General features: G+C 62.0%; 17 protein-coding genes. 12 read left to right on the forward strand and 5 right to left on the reverse strand.

The annotated features are described in order from the left end of the window. Positions 1–33 precede the first annotated feature (33 nt). From GR212_RS24885 to GR212_RS24895, 3 genes are all read right to left on the reverse strand, one after another. On the reverse strand, positions 34–1,098 hold the full coding sequence (locus GR212_RS24885) for an ABC transporter ATP-binding protein (RefSeq protein ID WP_163990581.1): 1,065 nt from the start codon (positions 1,096–1,098) through the stop codon (positions 34–36). Next, positions 1,095–3,332, reverse strand: a complete 2,238-nt coding sequence (locus GR212_RS24890) for an ABC transporter permease (protein ID WP_163990583.1) — start codon at positions 3,330–3,332, stop codon at positions 1,095–1,097. Before GR212_RS24890 ends, GR212_RS24885 begins: the two co-directional genes overlap by 4 nt. Before the next feature lie 88 nt (positions 3,333–3,420). Next, entirely contained in the window at positions 3,421–4,449 is a 1,029-nt protein-coding gene (locus GR212_RS24895; RefSeq protein ID WP_163990585.1) for an ABC transporter substrate-binding protein, read from the reverse strand. A gap of 184 nt (positions 4,450–4,633) precedes the next feature. On the opposite strand from GR212_RS24895, the gene GR212_RS24900 reads away from it, so the two are divergent. The 11 genes from GR212_RS24900 (at position 4,634) to GR212_RS24950 (ending at position 16,409) form a co-directional block, all read left to right on the forward strand. After that, positions 4,634–5,635 carry a substrate-binding domain-containing protein gene (locus GR212_RS24900; RefSeq protein ID WP_163990587.1) on the forward strand — a complete coding sequence of 334 codons (1,002 nt, stop codon included), beginning with the start codon at positions 4,634–4,636 and terminating at the stop codon, positions 5,633–5,635. Between the two features lie 198 nt (positions 5,636–5,833). Beyond that, a complete protein-coding gene (locus GR212_RS24905) occupies positions 5,834–7,519 on the forward strand; it encodes a Na/Pi cotransporter family protein (RefSeq protein ID WP_163990589.1) in 1,686 nt (561 codons plus the stop codon). Next, on the forward strand, positions 7,512–8,000 hold the full coding sequence (locus GR212_RS24910; protein ID WP_163990591.1) for an NUDIX hydrolase: 489 nt from the start codon (positions 7,512–7,514) through the stop codon (positions 7,998–8,000). Before GR212_RS24905 ends, GR212_RS24910 begins: the two co-directional genes overlap by 8 nt. Positions 8,001–8,200: 200 nt before the next feature. After that, a complete protein-coding gene (locus tag GR212_RS24915; protein ID WP_246725943.1) occupies positions 8,201–9,088 on the forward strand; it encodes an amino acid ABC transporter permease in 888 nt (295 codons plus the stop codon). Continuing rightward, on the forward strand, positions 9,088–9,849 hold the full coding sequence (locus tag GR212_RS24920; RefSeq protein WP_163990593.1) for an amino acid ABC transporter ATP-binding protein: 762 nt from the start codon (positions 9,088–9,090) through the stop codon (positions 9,847–9,849). The genes GR212_RS24915 and GR212_RS24920 overlap by 1 nt, the downstream gene beginning before the upstream one ends. A 39-nt stretch (positions 9,850–9,888) precedes the next feature. After that, a complete protein-coding gene (locus GR212_RS24925) occupies positions 9,889–10,719 on the forward strand; it encodes an ABC transporter substrate-binding protein (protein ID WP_163990594.1) in 831 nt (276 codons plus the stop codon). Positions 10,720–10,847: 128 nt separating this feature from the next. Beyond that, positions 10,848–11,720 (forward strand): polysaccharide deacetylase family protein, encoded by an 873-nt coding sequence (locus tag GR212_RS24930; protein WP_246725944.1) that lies wholly within the window; start codon positions 10,848–10,850, stop codon positions 11,718–11,720. Further along, positions 11,717–12,616, forward strand: coding sequence for a polysaccharide deacetylase family protein (locus GR212_RS24935; protein WP_163990599.1), 900 nt, complete (start codon positions 11,717–11,719; stop codon positions 12,614–12,616). Before GR212_RS24930 ends, GR212_RS24935 begins: the two co-directional genes overlap by 4 nt. Continuing rightward, positions 12,606–13,967 (forward strand): MmgE/PrpD family protein, encoded by a 1,362-nt coding sequence (locus GR212_RS24940; protein ID WP_163990601.1) that lies wholly within the window; start codon positions 12,606–12,608, stop codon positions 13,965–13,967. Before GR212_RS24935 ends, GR212_RS24940 begins: the two co-directional genes overlap by 11 nt. A gap of 48 nt (positions 13,968–14,015) precedes the next feature. Continuing rightward, on the forward strand, positions 14,016–15,404 hold the full coding sequence (gene argH / locus GR212_RS24945) for an argininosuccinate lyase (protein ID WP_163990603.1): 1,389 nt from the start codon (positions 14,016–14,018) through the stop codon (positions 15,402–15,404). A gap of 75 nt (positions 15,405–15,479) precedes the next feature. After that, a complete protein-coding gene (locus tag GR212_RS24950) occupies positions 15,480–16,409 on the forward strand; it encodes a LysR substrate-binding domain-containing protein (protein WP_163990605.1) in 930 nt (309 codons plus the stop codon). Positions 16,410–16,536: 127 nt separating this feature from the next. Here GR212_RS24950 and GR212_RS24955 read toward each other — a convergent pair whose 3' ends face one another. Both GR212_RS24955 and GR212_RS24960 read right to left on the reverse strand, forming a co-directional pair. Next, positions 16,537–17,259 carry an aspartate/glutamate racemase family protein gene (locus tag GR212_RS24955; RefSeq protein WP_163990827.1) on the reverse strand — a complete coding sequence of 241 codons (723 nt, stop codon included), beginning with the start codon at positions 17,257–17,259 and terminating at the stop codon, positions 16,537–16,539. Between the two features lie 17 nt (positions 17,260–17,276). Continuing rightward, positions 17,277–17,909: a flavin reductase family protein gene (locus GR212_RS24960; protein WP_163990607.1), complete on the reverse strand. Its 633-nt coding sequence runs from the start codon at positions 17,907–17,909 to the stop codon at positions 17,277–17,279. Positions 17,910–18,045: 136 nt separating this feature from the next. Between GR212_RS24960 and GR212_RS24965 the strand changes: the two genes are divergently transcribed. Further along, positions 18,046–18,726, forward strand: coding sequence for a GntR family transcriptional regulator (locus GR212_RS24965; protein ID WP_163990609.1), 681 nt, complete (start codon positions 18,046–18,048; stop codon positions 18,724–18,726). Positions 18,727–18,737: the final 11 nt, after the last annotated feature.

Genomic DNA, 18,737 nt, shown 5'->3' on the forward strand with positions numbered 1-18,737 from the left:
ATAGGTCCTTGATCGTCTGATGTTTGACGGCGTTTAGCCGCCGATGACTGCGATGCCGCGATCCTTGAAGCTGATCGTGACGTCCGTGCGGGGAGGGAGGGCTGCATCGACGGTCGCGTCGACGACGAAGAGGGAGCCGCGATCGGTCTGCACCTCATATTCGACATGATCGCCGAGATAGGCGGAATGGACGATCTGGCCGTTGAACGGGCCGTCACCGGTTCTTGGTGTCAGCATGATGGCGTTCGGTCTGACGGCAAGCTGGGCCGGCCCCGGCCTGACTGCGCGGCCGTTCACCTGGTGGCGTAGCCCCTCGATCGCAATCGTTGCGCTGTTGCCGTCGGTTTCGACGATGTCGCAGGGCATGACGTTGGCCTCGCCCATGAAATCGGCGATGAAGGCGGAGGCCGGCGCATCGTAAAGCTCGCGCGGTGCGCCTTGCTGGGCGATCCCGCCCTCCTTCATGACGATGATGCGGTCGGAGACGGCAAGCGCCTCGTCCTGGTCATGGGTGACGTAAACGGCGGTAAAGCCGAGACGCTGCTGCAATTCGCGGATGTCCGTCCTGACGCGCCGGCGCAGGCGGGCATCGAGATTGGAGAGCGGTTCGTCGAGAAGCAGCACCTGGGGTTCGACGACGAGGGCGCGGGCGACGGCGACACGCTGCTGCTGGCCGCCGGAGAGTTCGGCGGGAAGGCGTGCGCCCATGCCGGCCAGGCCGACGAGGCTGAGGGCGCCTTCCGCCTTCTCGCGCGCCTCCTTGCGTCTCATGCCGGAGGATTCGAGCCCGTAGGCGACATTGTCGAGCGCCGTCATGTGCGGAAACAAAGCATAGCTCTGGAAGACCATCGAGACGTCGCGCTCGTTGGCCGGGAGCATGGTGACATCCTTGCCGCCGATCAGGATACGGCCGGAGGAGGGATGCTCGAGCCCCGCCAGCATGCGAAGCGTCGTCGTCTTGCCGCAGCCGGAAGGGCCGAGCAGGGTCACGAGCGTCCCCGGCTCGATGGTGAGCGACAGATCGGGGATGGCGGTGAACGCGCCAAAGGTCTTGCGGACATTCTCGAAGACGACGGAACCGGGAGCCTTCGGGTTCATGCGGTTTTCTCCTGAGCGAGGGATGCGGAGGTTGTCGGCGATGGCGTCATGGCGACACGGTTCACGCGCCGCAACCGCCTTTCGCCGACGAGCAGCTGGAAGCCGGCGATGATGGTAATCATGACGACGATGAGAGCGGAGGAATAAGCGATCGCGACGCCGTATTCGCCGTTTTCGACCAGGCCGACGATATAGGCCGTGGACATGTTGTACTGGGCGCTGACGAGGAAGATGACCGCGCTGATCGAAGTGATGGCGCGCACGAAGGAATAGACGAGCGCTGCGTTGATCGCCGGCCGGAGCAACGGCAGGATCACTTTCCGTATGGTGCGCAGGCTGTTGGCCCGCAGCGTCAGCGATGCCTCGTCGAGGCTCTTGTCGAGCTGGCTCATGGCGGCCACGCCGCCGCGAACGCCGACCGGCATGTTGCGAAACACGAAGCAGGCGACGAGGATCAGGGCGGTTCCGGTCATTTCCAGCGGCGGCAGGTTGAAGGCCATGATGTAGCTGATGCCGATGACCGTGCCGGGGATGGCGAAGCTCATCATCAGTGCGAACTCGAACAGGCCGCGACCGACGAACTTCTGGCGCACGATCAGGTAGGCGGTGAGCAGGCCGACGGCGGCCGTCAGCGGCGCGGAGATCAGCGCGATTTCCATCGTCGTCCAGAAGGAGTTCCAGGCGACGCCGCTCCAGGCAAGGCCGCCATCGTCGCGCAGGCCGATCGAGAAAGCCTTGACGTAATGCTCGACCGTCAGCGTGTTGTCGAGGCCCCAGGTCCGCACGAAGCCGCCGAAGAGGATCATGACATAGACGACGACGGTAAAGAGCATCCAGGGAATGACAAGCGCGTGGACCGCGATCGAGAGGCCGCGGGGCAGCGCGGCGTGCGCACCTGAATCGCCCTTGCCTGTCACCGTCGCGAAGCTTTTGCCTTGCAGCCAGAGGCGCTGGGCAAGGAATGCGCTCAGCGTAAAGACGAGCAGGATCATGGCGAGGACCGCGGCGCGAGACGGGTCGTTCTGCGCCCCGACGACGCTGAAGAAGATCTCGGTCGACAGGACGCCATGGCTGCCGCCGAGCACCATCGGATTGCCGAAGTCGGCCATGCTCTCGATGAAGCCGATCAGGAAGGCATTTGCGAGACCCGGCTTCATCAACGGCAGCGATACCCGCCAGAAGGTGCGCCAGCGATTGGCACGCAGGGTCTGCGACGCCTCTTCCATCGACGGGCTGACGCCTTCGACCACCCCGATGAGAACGAGAAAGGAAATCGGCGTGAAGGAAAGGACTTGCGCGATCCATATGCCGGTCAGGCCGTAAAGCCAGCGGCTTGGCTCCGTTCCGAAGAGCGACGAGGCCAGCTGGGTGACGACGCCCGCCCGCCCGAATAGGAGGGTGAGGGCAAGCCCGACCACGAAGGGGGGCGTGATGATCGGCAGGATCGTCAGGAGCCTCAACCCCTTCTTGAAGGGAAAGCGGGTGCGGGTCGCGACCAGCGCGAAGCAGAGACCGAGCAGCGTCGATCCTCCCGCCGTCAGGATGGCGAGCCAGAGCGTGCGCCAGGCAACGCCGCAACGGTCGCCGCCGACGATGCAGCTGAGGCTCCAGATCGATGGGTCCTGGATGTTCGTCGTGAAGCCGCTGGGATCGAACGAGCCGTCGAATGACTGGAAGGCGCCGACGAACATGCTGCCGACGGGATAGAATACGAAGATCGCGACCAGCACGATCAGCATCGTGATGGAACTGACGACGAAGGCGTCGCCCTTCATCACGCCGCGCTCCGCAAGGCCGAAGGAAAAGAGCAGGACAAAGACGATGCCAAGCGTGATCGCGCCGGCGCCCATGGCCGGCTGGCCGTCCGCCAGGGCTCCGAACATGGTTTCGCTAATCGCCCAGGCCCAGCCCGCGGAGGTGATGGCAAGCCCTTGCAGGGCCAGAAAGACAAAACCCAACGCCCCGGCAAAGGCCATGAGCGCGCCGCGCCGCATCGGACTGGAAACGAAGCGCGCGATGCCGCCAAGCACGAAAAGCCCGGCGGCAATCGCGAGCCACCATCGACCATAGCTGGAGATTTGCAGGATTCCAGGCGCTGTGGAGGGGTCGCGAGGAAAGCTGCTCAACCAGCCAAAGCCGAAGAAGCCGTCCTCGATGCGATACCATGGGAGTAGTATCAGGGCGGCGATGCCGAGAATAAGCGCAATATCCAGCCGGCGTTTGCTATTGGTCATGGTCGGATTCGCATCCCATTCAGCAGAATTTGGAGACTATGCCGGCCGGATGCGTGCGTATCCGGCCGGCACGACGGTCAAGGGCCGATCAGTTGGCCTTGGCGCCGATTTCCTTGTCCCATCGGGCAAGCAGGGCCTTGCGGATCGTGGGATCGCCGTACTTCTTGAAGTCGTAGTCGATCAGCTTGATCTCCTCGAACTTCGGGGCCTCCTTCGGAACCTCGGCCGATTTGTTGGAGGGAAGCTGATAGGATTTGGCGTCCTTCATATGCGATTGCGCCTCGGCGCTCAGCGCCCAGTCGTACCATTTCTTGGCGTTCTCGAGGTTTCTGGCGCCCTTGATGATGGACATGGAGCCGATCTCGTAGCCGGTGCCCTCGCAGGGAGCGACCGCCTTGATGGGGAAGCCTTCGACGGTCTGGGCGACGGCGTCATGCATGAAGACGATGCCGATGGTGGCCTCTCCTCGGGCCGCCGCCTTTACCGGCGCCGAGCCTGATTTCGTATATTGCGAGATATTGGCATTGAGCTTCGAGAGATAGTCGAAAGCCTTGTCCTCGCCCATGATCTGCACGAGCGTCGCAAGCGTATTGTAGGACGTTCCGGACGAATTCGGATTGGCGATCTGGATCTCGCCCTTGTAGGAAGGGTCGGTCAGGTCAGCCCAGCACTTTGGCTCCTTCAGGCCCTTTTTCTTCAGGATCTCGCTGTTGTATCCCCAGCCGAGCGCGCCGGCGTAGACGCCGACCGTGCGGAAGTTGGCGCTTTCGGCCTGCTTCTTTGCCCAGTCCTGCAATTGATCGAACAATGGTGATTTGTATTCGAGGGTCAGGCCTTCGGCCGCCGCCTGCAGATGCGGATCGCCGGTTCCGGCCCACCAGATATCCGTCTTCGGATTGCGCGCCTCGGCGCGGATCTTGGCATAGGTTTCCCCGGCGGAAAGCCGGACCATGTTGACCTTGATGTCGCTCTGTTTCTCGAACAGCCCCTTCATCAGGTCGCAGACTTCCGGATCTGCCGAGCAGATTACGTTCAGATCGCCCGCGGCATGCGCCGACCAGGCAACAAAAGATACTCCCGCGGCAAGGGCTGCCGCGGCCAAATTGACCAATCGCATGATGTCCTCCTGCTTTTGCGGCGCCTCCACGCCGAGCGCTTATTGCAAGCGTGTGCAAATGCTGCATTGGTTGGCTTGCCATGTCAACCAGCGCTGTCATAAAAGTTTCACAATACTGACATGATTGCTGTATTGCACGCGATTGCAAACTATGCTGAAGTTCATCGGCGAATAGGGAGGCACCGTGTCGCAACGAGATTTTGTCAGCGCTGAAGAAGTGGCGCAGCGGGCGGGTGTTTCGCGCTCGGCTGTGTCTCGCGCATTCACCCCCGGCGCCAGCGTATCCGAGGCCACGCGGCAAAAGGTTCTGCAGGCGGCGGAAGAGCTCGGCTATCAGGTCAATCATCTCGCCCGCGGGCTGATGCGCAATGAGAGCGGCATCGTCTGCCTGATCGTTTCCGATGTCGCGACGCCCTACCGCTCCGCCCTGTTGCGGGAACTGACCTTGCAGCTGCAGCTTGCCGGGAAGGTGGCGATGCTGATCAATACGGACCGCTCGGACGGCAGCGTCAACACGGCGCTGCAGCAGGCGATCCGATATCGCGCTGACGCGTCCGTCATCCTGTCGGGCCTGCCGGACAAATCGATCACGCAGCTCTGTCTGCGCAGCGGGCAAAGGCTCGTGCTGATCAATCGCGACGAGGATCAGTCAGGCCCGCTGCACATCAATCTCGACGACCGCGAGGCGGCAGCGCGCGTCGTAACGGCCTTTGTGAGAGCGGGCTGCAGCCGGCTCGCCTTTGCCAACTCGGAAGCCGGTACGCCGAGCCTCATGGCAAGGGAAGAGGGTTTCATCGCCGCGGCCCGGGATCATGGCCTGGAGGTCGTCGTCGAGCGGCACGGCTGGACCGGATACGAGGCCGGCCGCGTCCTGGCGCAGCGTCTGCTGACCCGCAAGGAGCGGCCCGATGCGGTCTTCTGCGCAACGGATCTGCTGGCCTGCGGCTTCATGGATGCCGCCCGCCATCAGTTTTCGCTTTCCATTCCGCAGCAGCTCTGCGTCGTCGGCTTCGACGACATCGAGCAGGCCTCCTGGTCTTCCTACCGGTTGACCACATTCTCGCAGCCGGTTGCGGCAATTGCGCGCGAGGCGGTGACCTGGCTTTCGGAGAATGGCGTCGTGCAGGGCAAATCGTTGCGGCTGCACTCCGATCTTGTCTGGCGTGATTCGGTCAGAGGCGGATGACCACGAGTTTATAACAGAAGATTTTATACTCTATCCTTCTGTTTATAAATGAGAAAATAAATTTTATGACAGTTTTGTGACAATGCGTCTTGAAAAAGATGCAAAGAGGGAGAAACATAGTCGGCTAACGAAAGTTTAGCTTATCGTGATATTGTCGTCCGGCATTCTCCGGGCATCGCAAGCATACGGAGGACCGCTATGGCGCTTATACTCGGCCTTGTCGCTCTGGCAGGCCACATCGCCCTTCTGCTTTGGGGCACGCGCATGGTCCAGACCGGCATCCAGCGCGCTTTCGGCCCCGATCTTCGCTCCTTTCTCGGCCGCGCGCTCAGCAATCGCATGAAGGCGTTTTTTGCCGGGATCGGCGTCACCGCCATTCTGCAGAGCAGCACGGCCACCGGCCTGATGGCGTCGGGTTTTGCCGCGGGCGGGCTGGTGGATCTGGTGCCGGCGCTTGCCGTGATGCTGGGCGCCAACGTCGGGACGACCCTGATCGTCCAGGTTCTGTCCTTCGATGTCGCCGCCGCGTCGCCCGCCCTCATCCTGATCGGCGTCCTGATGTTCCGCCGCACCGGAAATTCGCGCGTGCACGATCTCGGGCGCGTCATGATCGGGCTCGGCTTCATGCTTCTAGCGCTGCACCAGCTGCTCGACCTGATGACGCAGTATGAAGGATCGACGGCGCTGGCCTATGTGCTGGATGCCATCGCGTCGACCCCGGTTCTCAGCCTGCTTCTGGCCGCGATCCTGACCTGGGCGGCGCATTCCAGCGTTGCCGTGGTGCTGCTCATCATGTCTCTGGCCAGCAAGGGTCTCGTCAACGTCGATCAGGCCTTTGCCCTCGTTCTCGGCGCCAATCTCGGAACGGCGATCAATCCGTTGATCGAAGGGCAATCGGGCGCCGATCTGTCCGTCAAGCGGCTGCCCATCGGCAACATGCTGACGCGCATTGTCGGCGTGGCTGCGATGATCGGCCTGCTCGAGCCGGCGACGCGCCTTTCGGCCATGATAGACAGCGACAGTGCCCGTGCCGTCGCCAATTTCCATAGCGCCTTCAATATCGTTCTGGCCGTGGTGTTCATGCCGCTCCTGCGGCCCTATGCCGATCTGCTGACGAGATTGCTGCCGCAGAAGATCGACGAGGCCGATCCGACACGGCCGAGATATCTCGATCCGGCCGCCAAGGAGACGCCTGTCGTCGCTCTCGGTGCCGCGGCGCGGGAGGCGTTGAGACTGGTCGATGTGCTGTCGGAAATGCTCGCCGGCGCAAAACTGGCGCTCTCCGACACCGATCGAAAAGCCCTCACACGCCTGCGTTCGCTGGACAATATCCTCGACAGCCTCAATACGGCGGTAAAAACCTATCTGACCTCGATCGATCCCGATGAACTCGGCGAAGCCGACAGGCGGCGCCTGAACGAGATATTGCTGTTCTCGATGAACATGGAGCATGCCGGCGATGTGCTCGACCAGAACCTTCTGCCGCACCTGGCCAAGCGCCTGCGCCGGGGCTTGAGTTTCTCGAAGGAAGGCCAGCTCGAGCTGGCAAGGCTGTTCGACCGATTGCAATCGAACCTGCAGACGACGGCAGCCTTGTTCATGACGCAAAACGAGAGTGCCGCCCGTATGCTGGCGCAGGAAAAGGTCATCTTCCGCAAGGCGGAGCGCGAGGGCACGGAGGCTCATTTCCAGCGCTTGCGCCAGGGTGGCATCGAGACCGCCGAGACCAGCTCGCTTCACCTTGACCTGCTGCGCGATCTCAAGCAGATCAATTCCCACTTCGTCGCCGCTGCCGCCTATCCTGTCCTGGAAGAGCGCGGCGAACTCTTGCAGAGCCGGACGCCAAGCCCGCTCCCACAGGCAGCCGTGACAGCGAATGAATAAAAAGACCTATCTCAGCCGCCTGGCAGGCGAGGCGGAAAAGCTCTTCGCCGGCCGCTCGATCGAGCAATACGCCGCGATCTGCTACAGGCGCCCGCCGGGGCGGAAGGACGTCGAAATCCTGTTGATCACATCGCGCGAAAGCGGCCGGTGGGTGATCCCCAAAGGATGGCCGATGGACAAGAAGCTTCCGCATCAGGTCGCCGAACGCGAGGCCTGGGAGGAGGCCGGGGTCAAGGGAAAGGCCAAGAAGAAAAGCTTCGGCTACTACACCTACCTGAAGTCTCTCGATACCGGCGAGACCGTTCCCTCGGTCGTTCAGGTCCATCTTCTCGAGGTTTCCGGATTGGACGAGCGCTTTCCGGAACGCGGCCAGCGCCAGCTTCGATGGTTCTCGCCAAACGAGGCGGCAGCCAACGTCCGCGAGCCGGAACTGAAAGGCCTTTTGCGCACGGTCGAGACAGCGCTTGCGCAGGAGAAGTGAGGGAAAGGCCAGCCCTCGCAAGTCCACCAGCATCCCGATCCATCCCCGGTGACCGGCAAATATTGCCGTCGGCATTGAAGATTTATGCGTGAAGCGCATAAATCGCATGTTCAAATCTCGTTTGCGGATGAATTCAAAAGCAACGTAAATTTTCCCCACCAGAAAACGGAAGCTCACCAACGAGCTCAGGGGATCGAAACTTGACCAATTCAGCGCCACTCGACGTGAATGCGCTCGTGATCGTGCCGCAGCGAAAAATCGGCACCAAGATCATGGCGGCGATCTGCATCCTCCTCCTTCTCCTGTTGGCGAGAGCCTTCTGGAAGGGCGATATTGCCTGGGAATATGTCGGAGAAAACTTCTTCTCCCGGTCCGTCATGACAGGGGTCGGCAATACGATCGTCATGACCTTCTGCGCCATGATCGTCGGGATCGTTCTCGGCGTCGCCGCGGCCATCATGCGCATGTCCGACAATCCGGTCCTGCGCAGTATTTCCGTCGGCTATGTCTGGCTCTTCCGCGGCACGCCGGCGCTCCTGCAGCTTCTCCTTTGGTTCAATCTCGCCCTGATCTTCCCGACGATCGGCATTCCGGGTGTTCTTTCCGTTCGAACGGTCGACATCATGACGCCGTTCGTCGCCGCCCTTCTCGGCCTTGGCATCCAGCAGGGCGCCTATACGGCCGAAGTCGTGCGCGCCGGCCTTCTGTCGATCGACAAGGGGCAGATGGAAGCCGCGCAGTCGATCGGCATGACGAAACTGCGGGCGACGCTGAAAGTCGTGTTGCCGCAGGCCATGCGCGTCATCGTTCCGCCGATCGGCAACGAGACGATCGGTATGGTGAAGCTGACCTCGCTTGCCAGCGTCATTCAATATTCCGAAGTGCTGAAAAACGTCGAGGACATCTACTATGTCAACTCGCGCGTCATCGAACTGCTGATCGTTGCCGCCATCTGGTACATGGTCGTCGTCACCATTCTGAGCGTCGGGCAGATCTACATCGAGCGGCATTTCTCCAAGGGCTGGGGCAGGCGCGATGCCAGCGCCCAGCAGGCAGCCAACCAGGCTCTGGTCGGGGAGGCTGGCTGATGGACGCGATCATCAAGGCACACGGCCTGCAGAAATATTTCGGCACCTTTCACGTCCTGAAGGACATCGATTTCGAGATCAGGAAGGGCGAGGTGGTCTGCATCATCGGACCTTCCGGCTCCGGAAAGAGCACCTTCCTGCGCTGCATCAACCAGCTCGAACAGATCGATGCCGGCTACGTCATGGTCGAGGACGAAATCGCCGGCTATCGCCGCGAGGGCAACCGGCTGTTTCCGCTGCCGGATCGCGAGATCGCCCGCCAGCGTCAGGCGGTCGGCATGGTCTTCCAGAAGTTCCATCTGTTCCCGCATCGCACCGTTCTGCAGAACATCATCGAAGGCCCGGTCGGCGTGCAGAAGCGGCCGAAGCCGGAATGCATCGCCGAGGCGCGCGTTCTTCTCCAGCGTGTCGGCCTGGCCGACAAGGCAGGCGCCTATCCGGGCGAGCTTTCCGGCGGCCAGCAGCAGCGCATCGCGATTGCCCGCGCGCTGGCCATGAAGCCGAAGGCCATGCTGTTCGACGAGCCGACCTCGGCCCTCGATCCCGAACTCGTCGGCGAAGTCCTCGGCGTCATGAAGGAGCTTGCCGCTTCCGGCACGACGATGATCGTCGTTACGCATGAGATCGGCTTCTGCCGCGAGGTCGCCGACCGAGTCGTCTTCATGGACGCCGGCATGATCGTCGAGACCGGCACGCCCGGCGAGATCCTGGAGAGCCCCAAGAATCCCAGAGTGAAGAACTTCATCTCTGCGGTGCTTTGACAACAAAAACCTGAAGAAAGAACATCAGAGGAGAATTTCATGAAACTCATTCGTCTCGCCGTTTCGGCCGCGCTTCTGTCCCTCGCCGCGACTGCCGCCTCCGCGGATTCGAGCCTGAACCTGCTGAAGGACGGCGAACTCCGCATCATGACCAACCCGATCTATCCGCCGATGGAATTCGTCAATCCGGATACCGGCACGATCGATGGCTTCGACGTCGATCTGGCCAATGCCATCGCCAAGAAGCTTAATCTCACCACCGTTTTCGTGACGTCCGCCTTCCAGGAGCTGCAGAGCGGCCTTCAGACCGGCCGCGCCGACATGATCATCTCCGGCATGAGCGACAACGTGAAGCGCCAGGCCGCCATGGACTTCGTCGACTACATCACCAGCGGCCCGATCCTTTTCACCGTCAACGCCAATGCCGCAACCTACAAGCAGGCGAGTGATCTCTGCGGCAAGACGGTCGCGGGAAGCCGAAGCACCTCCTTCGGCGATAACGTCAAGGCCTGGAGCGCGGACAATTGCGAAGGCAAGGGCAAGCCCGCCATCAAGTTCGAGGGAACGGCGGATTCGAACGCTGCCCGTCTCGGCATGAAGCAGGGCCGTTACGACGCGGTCGTCCAGGGCATCGAAACGATCGCCTACCAGATGCGCATCGAGCCCAACACCTATACGCTCGTCGGCGAGCCGCTGCTCAGCAACGACACGTTCGGAATTGGCTTCAAGAAGGACCATACCGCTCTTCGCGATGCAGTTGCCGGCGCTCTCGACGGACTGATCAAGGACGGCACCTACGATGAGATCCTCAAGAAGTGGGGCCTGATCCACAACGCCGTTCCGAAGGCCGTGATCAACGGCGTCAAGTAACGCCCAGAAGAAGCGCCGCCGCCACCGCGGCGCTTCCCATCCCACGCATGCAGCCATCAGCCGGGGTGCCCTAGCGCCCACGGGAGGATGCCTGCGCCCTGAACACCTCGAAAAGCATGCTGAGTTCCATGACTGCGAAGAGTGCAACCAGATCGGCAAAACCAAGCCTGTGGCCGGAAGGCCGGCAGTCGGCTGTGGCGCTTGCCTTTGACGTCGATGGCCCGACGGGCGATGCGATGCTCGACGGCTCGCTGCTGTCCAATCCCCGCTATTTCACCCAGGGCGCCTATGGTCCCTGGCGCGCGCTGCCACGGCTTCTCGATCTTCTTCGTGAATACGGCCTCAAGGCAACGTTCTTCGTGCCCACCTGGGTGGTCGAACATTGGCCGTCGCAGTGCGAGCGCATCCTTCGAGATGCCCACGAAATCGCCTATCACGGCCATTATCACGAGGTCTTCATCGACTGCAGCCGGCAACAGCAGCTCGATATCATGGGGCGCTCCCGCGAGATCTTTCGCCGCCGCATGGGTGTGACGCCGGTCGGCTTCCGCACGCCGTCCGGTGACTGGAGCGACGAGACGGCCGAACTGCTGCATGATTTCGGCGTGATCTATTCCAGTTCGATGCGCGGCGACGATCGACCCTATTTTCACACCTCCTCGCGCGGCCGGGGTCTGGTCGAGATTCCGGGCCGCTGGGACATCGATGACTACACCGCCCTTGCCTATAGCGAGGAACCGGATTTCCCCATCGGTCTCGACCGGATATCGGGCTATGCCGATGTTCAGAGAAACTGGTGCGCCGAATTCGAGGGTTACCACCGGGAGGGGCTCTGCTGGACGACGATCCTGCATCCGAAGGTCTGCGCCCGGCCTGGCCGGCTTGCCATCCTCGAAGGGCTTTTCAAGGCGATCACCGCCCATGGCGATAGCGTCTGGGCGACGCATTGCGCCGAAATCGCAAAATGGTGGATCGCGCAACATCCGGAGATTGCGGCATGAGCAGCACCGTTTCCGAAGGCTTCTGGCCTCATGGCAAGACAAGCGCCGCAATCGTCTCGGTGATTTTCGACGACGGCCTTGATGCGATTGCGCAGGCGCCCGATCTCAAGGGGCGCAGCAAGAGCTTTTCTGTCTGGCAATATGGCGCGACACGCGGTGTCGAGCGTCTTTGCAATGCCTTCGCCGACGCCCGCATCTCCACGAGTTGGTTCGTGCCGGGCATCGTGGCCGAGAAGCATGAACAACTGCTGCGCGAAGTCGTATCCGCCCACCACGAGATCGAGAGCCATGGCTGGGCTTTCGAGCGTTACGACGCCATGTCCGCAGCCGAATCCGTCGATCTCCTTAAGCGCAGTCGCGAGACGCTGAACGCGATCGCATCGAACGAGGTTTCCGGCTTCCGGCTGCCAACGGGCAACTGGCCCCGTCACTTCGATCGTCTGCTTGTCGACGCCGGCTACACCTGGTCCGCGTCTTTGAACGGCGACGATGTTCCCTACAGCCATGCGTCGTCGCTCGTTGAAATCCCGGTTCATAACGAGCTCGAGGACCGGCCCTATTTCCAGTTCAATTTCACGCCGGCCTTTCCGAAAGGGCAGGGGCGTATCCCGTCCTATGAGGCGGTTCTCGGAAACTGGATCGCCGAATTCGATGCCTACCGCAAATACGGCCTCTGCTACGTCATTCAGCTTCGCCCGGAATGGACCGGAACGCCCGGCAGGATCGCGCTCGTCGAGGCCTTGCTTGCTCACATTGGCAGCTTCGACGACGTGTGGCTGACGACCGCCGCCGAGGTTGCTCGCTGGCACGGCGGCAAAGGGGCTGCCGCGCCCGCCGATCACCCGATCAATGTCTATGAAGCCTATGTCGACGAGGAGCAGGCCGGTGAGCGATAACCTGACACGCGCCCTTGCTGACCTCGTATGTTCAACGAGCTTCGAGGCCTTTCCTCCCGAGACGATCCACAAGGCGAAGCTTCATATTCTCGACACGCTCGGCGCGGCGATCGCCGGTTCGGCATCTCGCGAGACGGATGCCGTCGTTGAGATGCTTGGCATTGCGGCCGGAAGAGGGAGCTCGCCCATTTGGGGCCGGCCTGTCTCCTCGGACGCTAGGACAGCAGCCTTCGTCAACGGCGTTTCAGCTCATGCCTATGAGCTTGACGATAGCGGCGGCTGCGATCATTCCGGCGCGGTCGTTCTGCCCGCCGTGCTGGCCGCACTTGGCGATCGTGACCGGCCATTCGGTGGCCGCGAACTTTTGCGCGGCGTGCTGCTTGGCTACGAGGTCGGCCGCCGCGTGCTGGAAGCCGTCGGCGGTTACGAAGAGCATAACGGCCTTGGCTGGCATTCCACAGGCACATGCGGGGCATTCGGCGCTGCCGCCGCCGTCGGCAGCATGGTGAACCTCGATGTGACTGCCATGGCCTCCGCGCTTGGCTCGGCCTGCTCCTTTGCCGGCGGAACCTGGGCGTTCATCCATAACGGCAGCTCGACCAAGAAGCTTCATGCCGGCCGTGCTGCCGAAGGCGGGCTCATGGCCGCCTATCTTGCAAGGCAGGATTTCGAAGGTCCCGACAGTGTCTTCGAGGCGGAGCGCTGGGGCAGCTTTTTCGCAACCTTCGGCGCCGGCAAGGGCGATCCGCAAGCCCTCGTTCGCGATTTCGGACAATACTGGCGGCTGAACCGTTGCTCCATCAAGCCGCACGCCACCTGCCGCGGCACGCATGCGGGGATCGATGCGCTGGACCTGATGCTTGAGCGCCATGGCCTTTCGCCTGCCGATATCGCCGCCATCGAGGTCGATATCAGCGGTTTCCAGTATGGCATGTGCGGCGGCAAGTTCATCGAATCCCGGGCGCAGGCGCAGATGAGCCTGCCCTATGCGCTGGCTGCCCGGCTGCGCTACGGCAAGGTCTTTCTGGCCGAGCTGGAAAAGGCGGCCTGGTCGGCAGCGGAGATCGGCCTGTTGATGGACCGCATCACCGTGCGCATCGATCCAGCGATGAAGGACGAGGACGAACCGGCGATCACCATCGTGACGGCTGCCGGTGAACGGCATCGGCTCGTGGTCGAGCATCCGCTCGGAGGCCCGCAGAACCCGCTGAGCGATGACCGGCTGATCGGCAAGTATGCCGCGCTCGCCGGCATGGTGCTGCCTGCCGCCAGGGTCGATGCCTTGCGTGATTTCGTCCTCGGCCTCGAAAATCAGGCCGACGCCCGCAACCTGCTGGCGCTGCTTCAATAGAGGATGCGCCCGGAGGAGGGCGGCATCCATCCAAAAGGGAAGACCGAGATGAGAAACCAGAAAGAAGCCACATGGTCCCCGCTTTTCAAGGAGGCCGTCTCCCGGGACTTCGAAAGCTTTCACGAGTGCCTTGACCAGGACAAGCGCATTGCCCTGCACGATGTCGCCGGATCCAAGGTTCACGCCGAAATGCTGGCTCGCGCCGGCATTCTGACCGCCGGGGAGAACGGCCAGATCCAGACCGGTCTCGACCAGGTCGCCGAAGAGATGCGTTCGGGCGCCTTCGAATGGAAGACGGAACTCGAGGACGTTCACACCAACGTCGAGAACCGGTTGATTGCGCTCATCGGCGATGCCGGCAAGAAGCTGCATACCGCCAGATCGCGCAACGATCAGGTGGCGACCGACATCCGCCTCTATGCGCGCGAGCAGCTGGATCTTCTGGCCGACGATCTGAAAACGCTGATCGGCGCCTTCGTCGATCTTGCCGAGCGGCACGCCGATGCGATCATGCCCGGCTTCACGCATATGCAAGTGGCCCAGCCCGTCACCTTCGGCCACCATCTCATGGCCTATGTCGAAATGTTCCTGCGCGATCTCGATCGTGTCGGCGCGGCGCGGGAGCGGCTCAACGTTTCGCCGCTCGGCGCCGCCGCGCTCGCCGGCAGCGGCTATCCCATCGATCCCGAATACAGCGCCTCGCAGCTTGGCTTTGCGGGATCCTTTGCAAACTCGCTCGATGCCGTTTCCGACCGCGACTATGTCGTCGACGTCTGCAGCGCCGGTTCGATCATCATGGGGCACCTGTCGCGCTTCAGCGAGGAGGTGATCCTCTGGTGCACGCCGATGTTCGACTTCATCGAGGTCGGCGATCAGTTCTGCACCGGTTCGTCGATCATGCCGCAGAAGCGCAATCCCGACCTGGCGGAACTGGTGCGCGGCAAGGCGGCGCGTGTCATGGGTAACCTTGCTTTCTCCGCGGCCCTGATGAAAAGCCAGCCGCTGGCCTTCAACAAGGATCAACAGGAATCGAAGCCGCCGTTGACCGATACGCTTGAAACCGTTCGCGCGGCCGTCAGCGTCACGGCGCAGATGATGCCGACCATAAAGGTGAAGCGTGAGAAGATGCTGTCGGCTGCTAATCAGGGCTATTCGACGGCGACCGATCTTGCCGACTATCTCGTGCGCGCCGGCCTGCCGTTTCGCGACGCGCACCACGCCGTCGCCGCGATCGTCGGCACAGCGCGCGACAAGGCGCTGCCGACGCTTTCCGAGCTCTCGCTCGCCGATATGCAGGCCTTCGCGCCGACTATTGGCGAAGATGTTTTCGAGGTGCTGACCGTCGAAGGCTCGGTCGCGAGCCGCGATCACAAGGGCGGCACCGCCCCGCGGCGCGTGCGGGAGGCCGTGGAGACGGTGCGTCGGGCGATCGCCTGAGCGCATCGGTTGCCATTCGATCCGCATGCTTTAATGCTTGTTGCTTCCGGCAGCAGTGAGGAAGCAGGATAGGCAATGGAGCCGAGGTTCGATCATAACAGGTTGCCGCCGCTGCAGACGTTGCAGACCTTTTCCGTCGTTGCGGAAACGGGCAGCTTCACGGCCGCGGCAGCCGAGCTCAATCTCAGCCAGAGCGCCATCAGCAGGCAGGTGCAGCAGCTGGAACATTATTTCGGCTGCAGCCTGTTCGAGCGCCATACGCGCAAGGTGGCGCTGACGGAGCGCGGCATGGCGCTGATCCCGATCGTCGACGGCCTGCTCGCCTCGTTGAAGACGTCGTTCGAGGCAACGCGAACGACGGTGCGCTCGCTGACCATCCGCATGCCGCCGACATTCGCGCGCAAATGGTTTCTGCCGCGCCTGCCGGATCTCCATAGCCATCATGAAGACCTGAACATCAATATCGACACTGCCTGGTTCCTGCGGCCGACCTTCTCGGTCGGCGATATCGATATGCTGATCACCTACGGCAACGGACACTGGCCGGGCATGGATGTGCTGCCGCTGCTGCGCGAACGATTGACGCCGATGTGTTCGCCGCAATTTCTGTCCAGACTCGGGGATCCGCCCGCCTTGAAGAACCTGCAGAACTGCGTCCTGCTGCACTCCAATCCGCGCCATAGCGACTGGACCCTCTGGCTGCAGGCCGAGGGCGCCTACTCTTTCCAGGCGTCCCGTCATCAGGTCTTCGACACACAGGATTTCGCCATGACCGCGGCGGCAAGCGGCTATGGCGTAACGATGGGCGATCTCGCCTTCTCGCGGCAGGATCTGGAAAGCGGCGAGCTGGTCGCTCCCTTCGAGCGGATCATCGATAGCGGCTACGGCTACTATGCCCTTTGGCCAGCCCGGGCGGAAGCGCGCCAGAAGGTGCGGGCCTTTGCCGATTGGCTCGGGCACGCCTGCAGCGCAAATTCAGACGGCTTCGGCGAAGGTCAGGCCTGATACTCGACACGGAGCTCCGCTTGGCAAATCAGAGATTTGCCGCCCTCGCTCTCGCCGGCTTGCTGTCGAGCTTGGTCGGATGGGCCACGGCTGATTCCTGTGCGTCGTATCGGCGCGCAGGAATGCCTCAGACGCAGACCTGGCATTCCGCTCCCTTGATGCGCGGATAGTCGTAGGCGTTGACCTTGGATGTCGTGTAGCCTGCGCCGACCAGCGCTTCGGCAAGCTTGATGGCGGCCGTCACACCGTCGATGACCGGCACGCCGGTTGCCGCCTGCAGCCTGTCGCAAAGGGAGGACATGCCGGCACAGCCGAGAATGATGGCTTCGGCGCGATCGTCCTTCTTGGCTTTCTCGATTTCCTCGACCAGCAGGCGCTCTGCTTCGTCGGGATCTTCCTCCAGGCCGAGAACCGGCAGATTGATGGCGCGCACGTTGCGGCAATGGCGCTCCGCACCGTAGTCGGTCACGAGATCCTCGATGATCGGGATCGAGCGGGGCAGGGTCGTGATAATGGAAAAGCGGCGGCTGATGGTCATGGCGACCTGCACGGCGGCCTGGCAGATGCCGATGACGGGCCCGCGGGCGACTTCGCGGGCGGCGTGCAGGCCCGGATCGTCGAAGCAGGCGACGACATAGGCGTCGATGCCGAGAGCTTCTCCCCTGCGGATCTCAGCGAGCATTCCCGGCACGGCGGCTGCCTCGTCGGCGCCGCCTTCGATGCTGACGGGCGTGTCCGTCGGATTGACGGCCGATACCTGCGTTTCGTGCTGCTTCACACGCAAGGCGCTGTCCAGGGCCTGCGCGGTCATGGACGCTGTCGAATTCGGATTGATGAGACGGATATGCATGGAGACGGGACCTTTCATCAATCCTTGTCTTGCGGCTTGAGGAAGTCGGCGATCGGCGGTGCCTTGAGGACAAACTGGCGATCCGAGACGATGTAATTGTCGGCATGCAGCCGGGCGATCGGCTGATAATTTTCCGGATCGACGTAATGCCCGTCGGCGTCGAGGCAGTTGCGCCGCACATGCATGTGGACGACTTCGCCCAGGACGAGCGTGCGACGCGGATAGTCGATCAGGCGTTCGACCCGGCATTCGAAGACGCATGGCGACTCTTCGGCATAGGCTGCATCGATCTTGCGGCAGGGGGCGGCCGTAAGGCCCGCCATGTTCAATTCGTCGACCTCGCTGTCGAAGCCCAGGCCGCAGACCAGCATGTGCTGCGCGATTGCCATATCGACCATGTTGATCGAGAATTCCTGGGTCCGGCGGATATTGGCGACAGTGTCCTTTTCCTCGCCGCTGAGGCGCGGCTGGATGCCCAGGATCACAATTGGGGGATCGTGCGAGAAGACATTGAAGAAGCTCATCGGCGCAGCGTTGTTGTGCCCGGCCGGCGAACGCGTGGTCACCAAGGCGATCGGTCGAGGCCCGACGAAGTTCGTCAGGAGCCGATAACGGCTTTGGGGCTCAAGCTCGGCAAAGTCGAATTCCATTGCACTATCCATGTGTCATTTTGTGATCGACAATATCATTCCATATTGTTGACAATTCTGCAATCAAAATCCAATCGTTGTGATTGACTTTTTCCCGCGCATCACGCTTCTCTAGCCTTAACGAGGAGTGAAACTCATGACGGATCAAAACGGGGCGGTCTCCGTGGAACAGATTGTCGAGAAAGTCTGGTTGTCCATTGCCGAGCGCAGGCTCAGACCCGGCGTTCAGCTCAAGGAAGAGCAGATGGCGGCGATATTCAATGTCAGCCGCGCGCGCATCCGTCAGGCTTTGGCGACATTGCAACGCGACGGCCTGGTCATGATCATTCCCAATCGCGGCGCCTTTGTCTCCAAGCCATCCGTCGAGGAAGCCCGGGATGTCTTCTTCGTCCGGCGCACCGTTGAGCGCTGCGTGGTCGAGCGGCTCTGCAAGGGAATCTCCAAGGCGGATACGAAACGCCTTCGCGAGCATGTCGCCAAGGAGCGGATCGCGAACGCGGACGATATTACCACCGATATCATCAAGCTTTCCGGCGGCTTCCATCTGTTGCTGGCGGAGACCACCGGCTCGGATTTTCTCTTTGCGACGATGCGCGATTTGATCGCTCGTTCCTCCCTGATAACGGCCGTCTACCGCAATACGAACCGCTTCAATTGCGGCCCCGACGAGCATGCGGAGATCGTCGAGGCGATTGTCACCAATGATGTCGACAAGGCAACCCGACTGATGGCGCATCACCTCGAACATGTCGAATCCGAACTCGACCTCACCGAGATTCGCGACCTTTCCCACGACCTGCGCGCGGCACTGGCCTGAAGCGGCCGCGC

Origin of the sequence: Martinezella lusitana, from assembly GCF_010668395.1 — a bacterium.
Taxonomy (GTDB): Bacteria; Pseudomonadota; Alphaproteobacteria; order Rhizobiales; family Rhizobiaceae; genus Rhizobium; species Rhizobium lusitanum_A.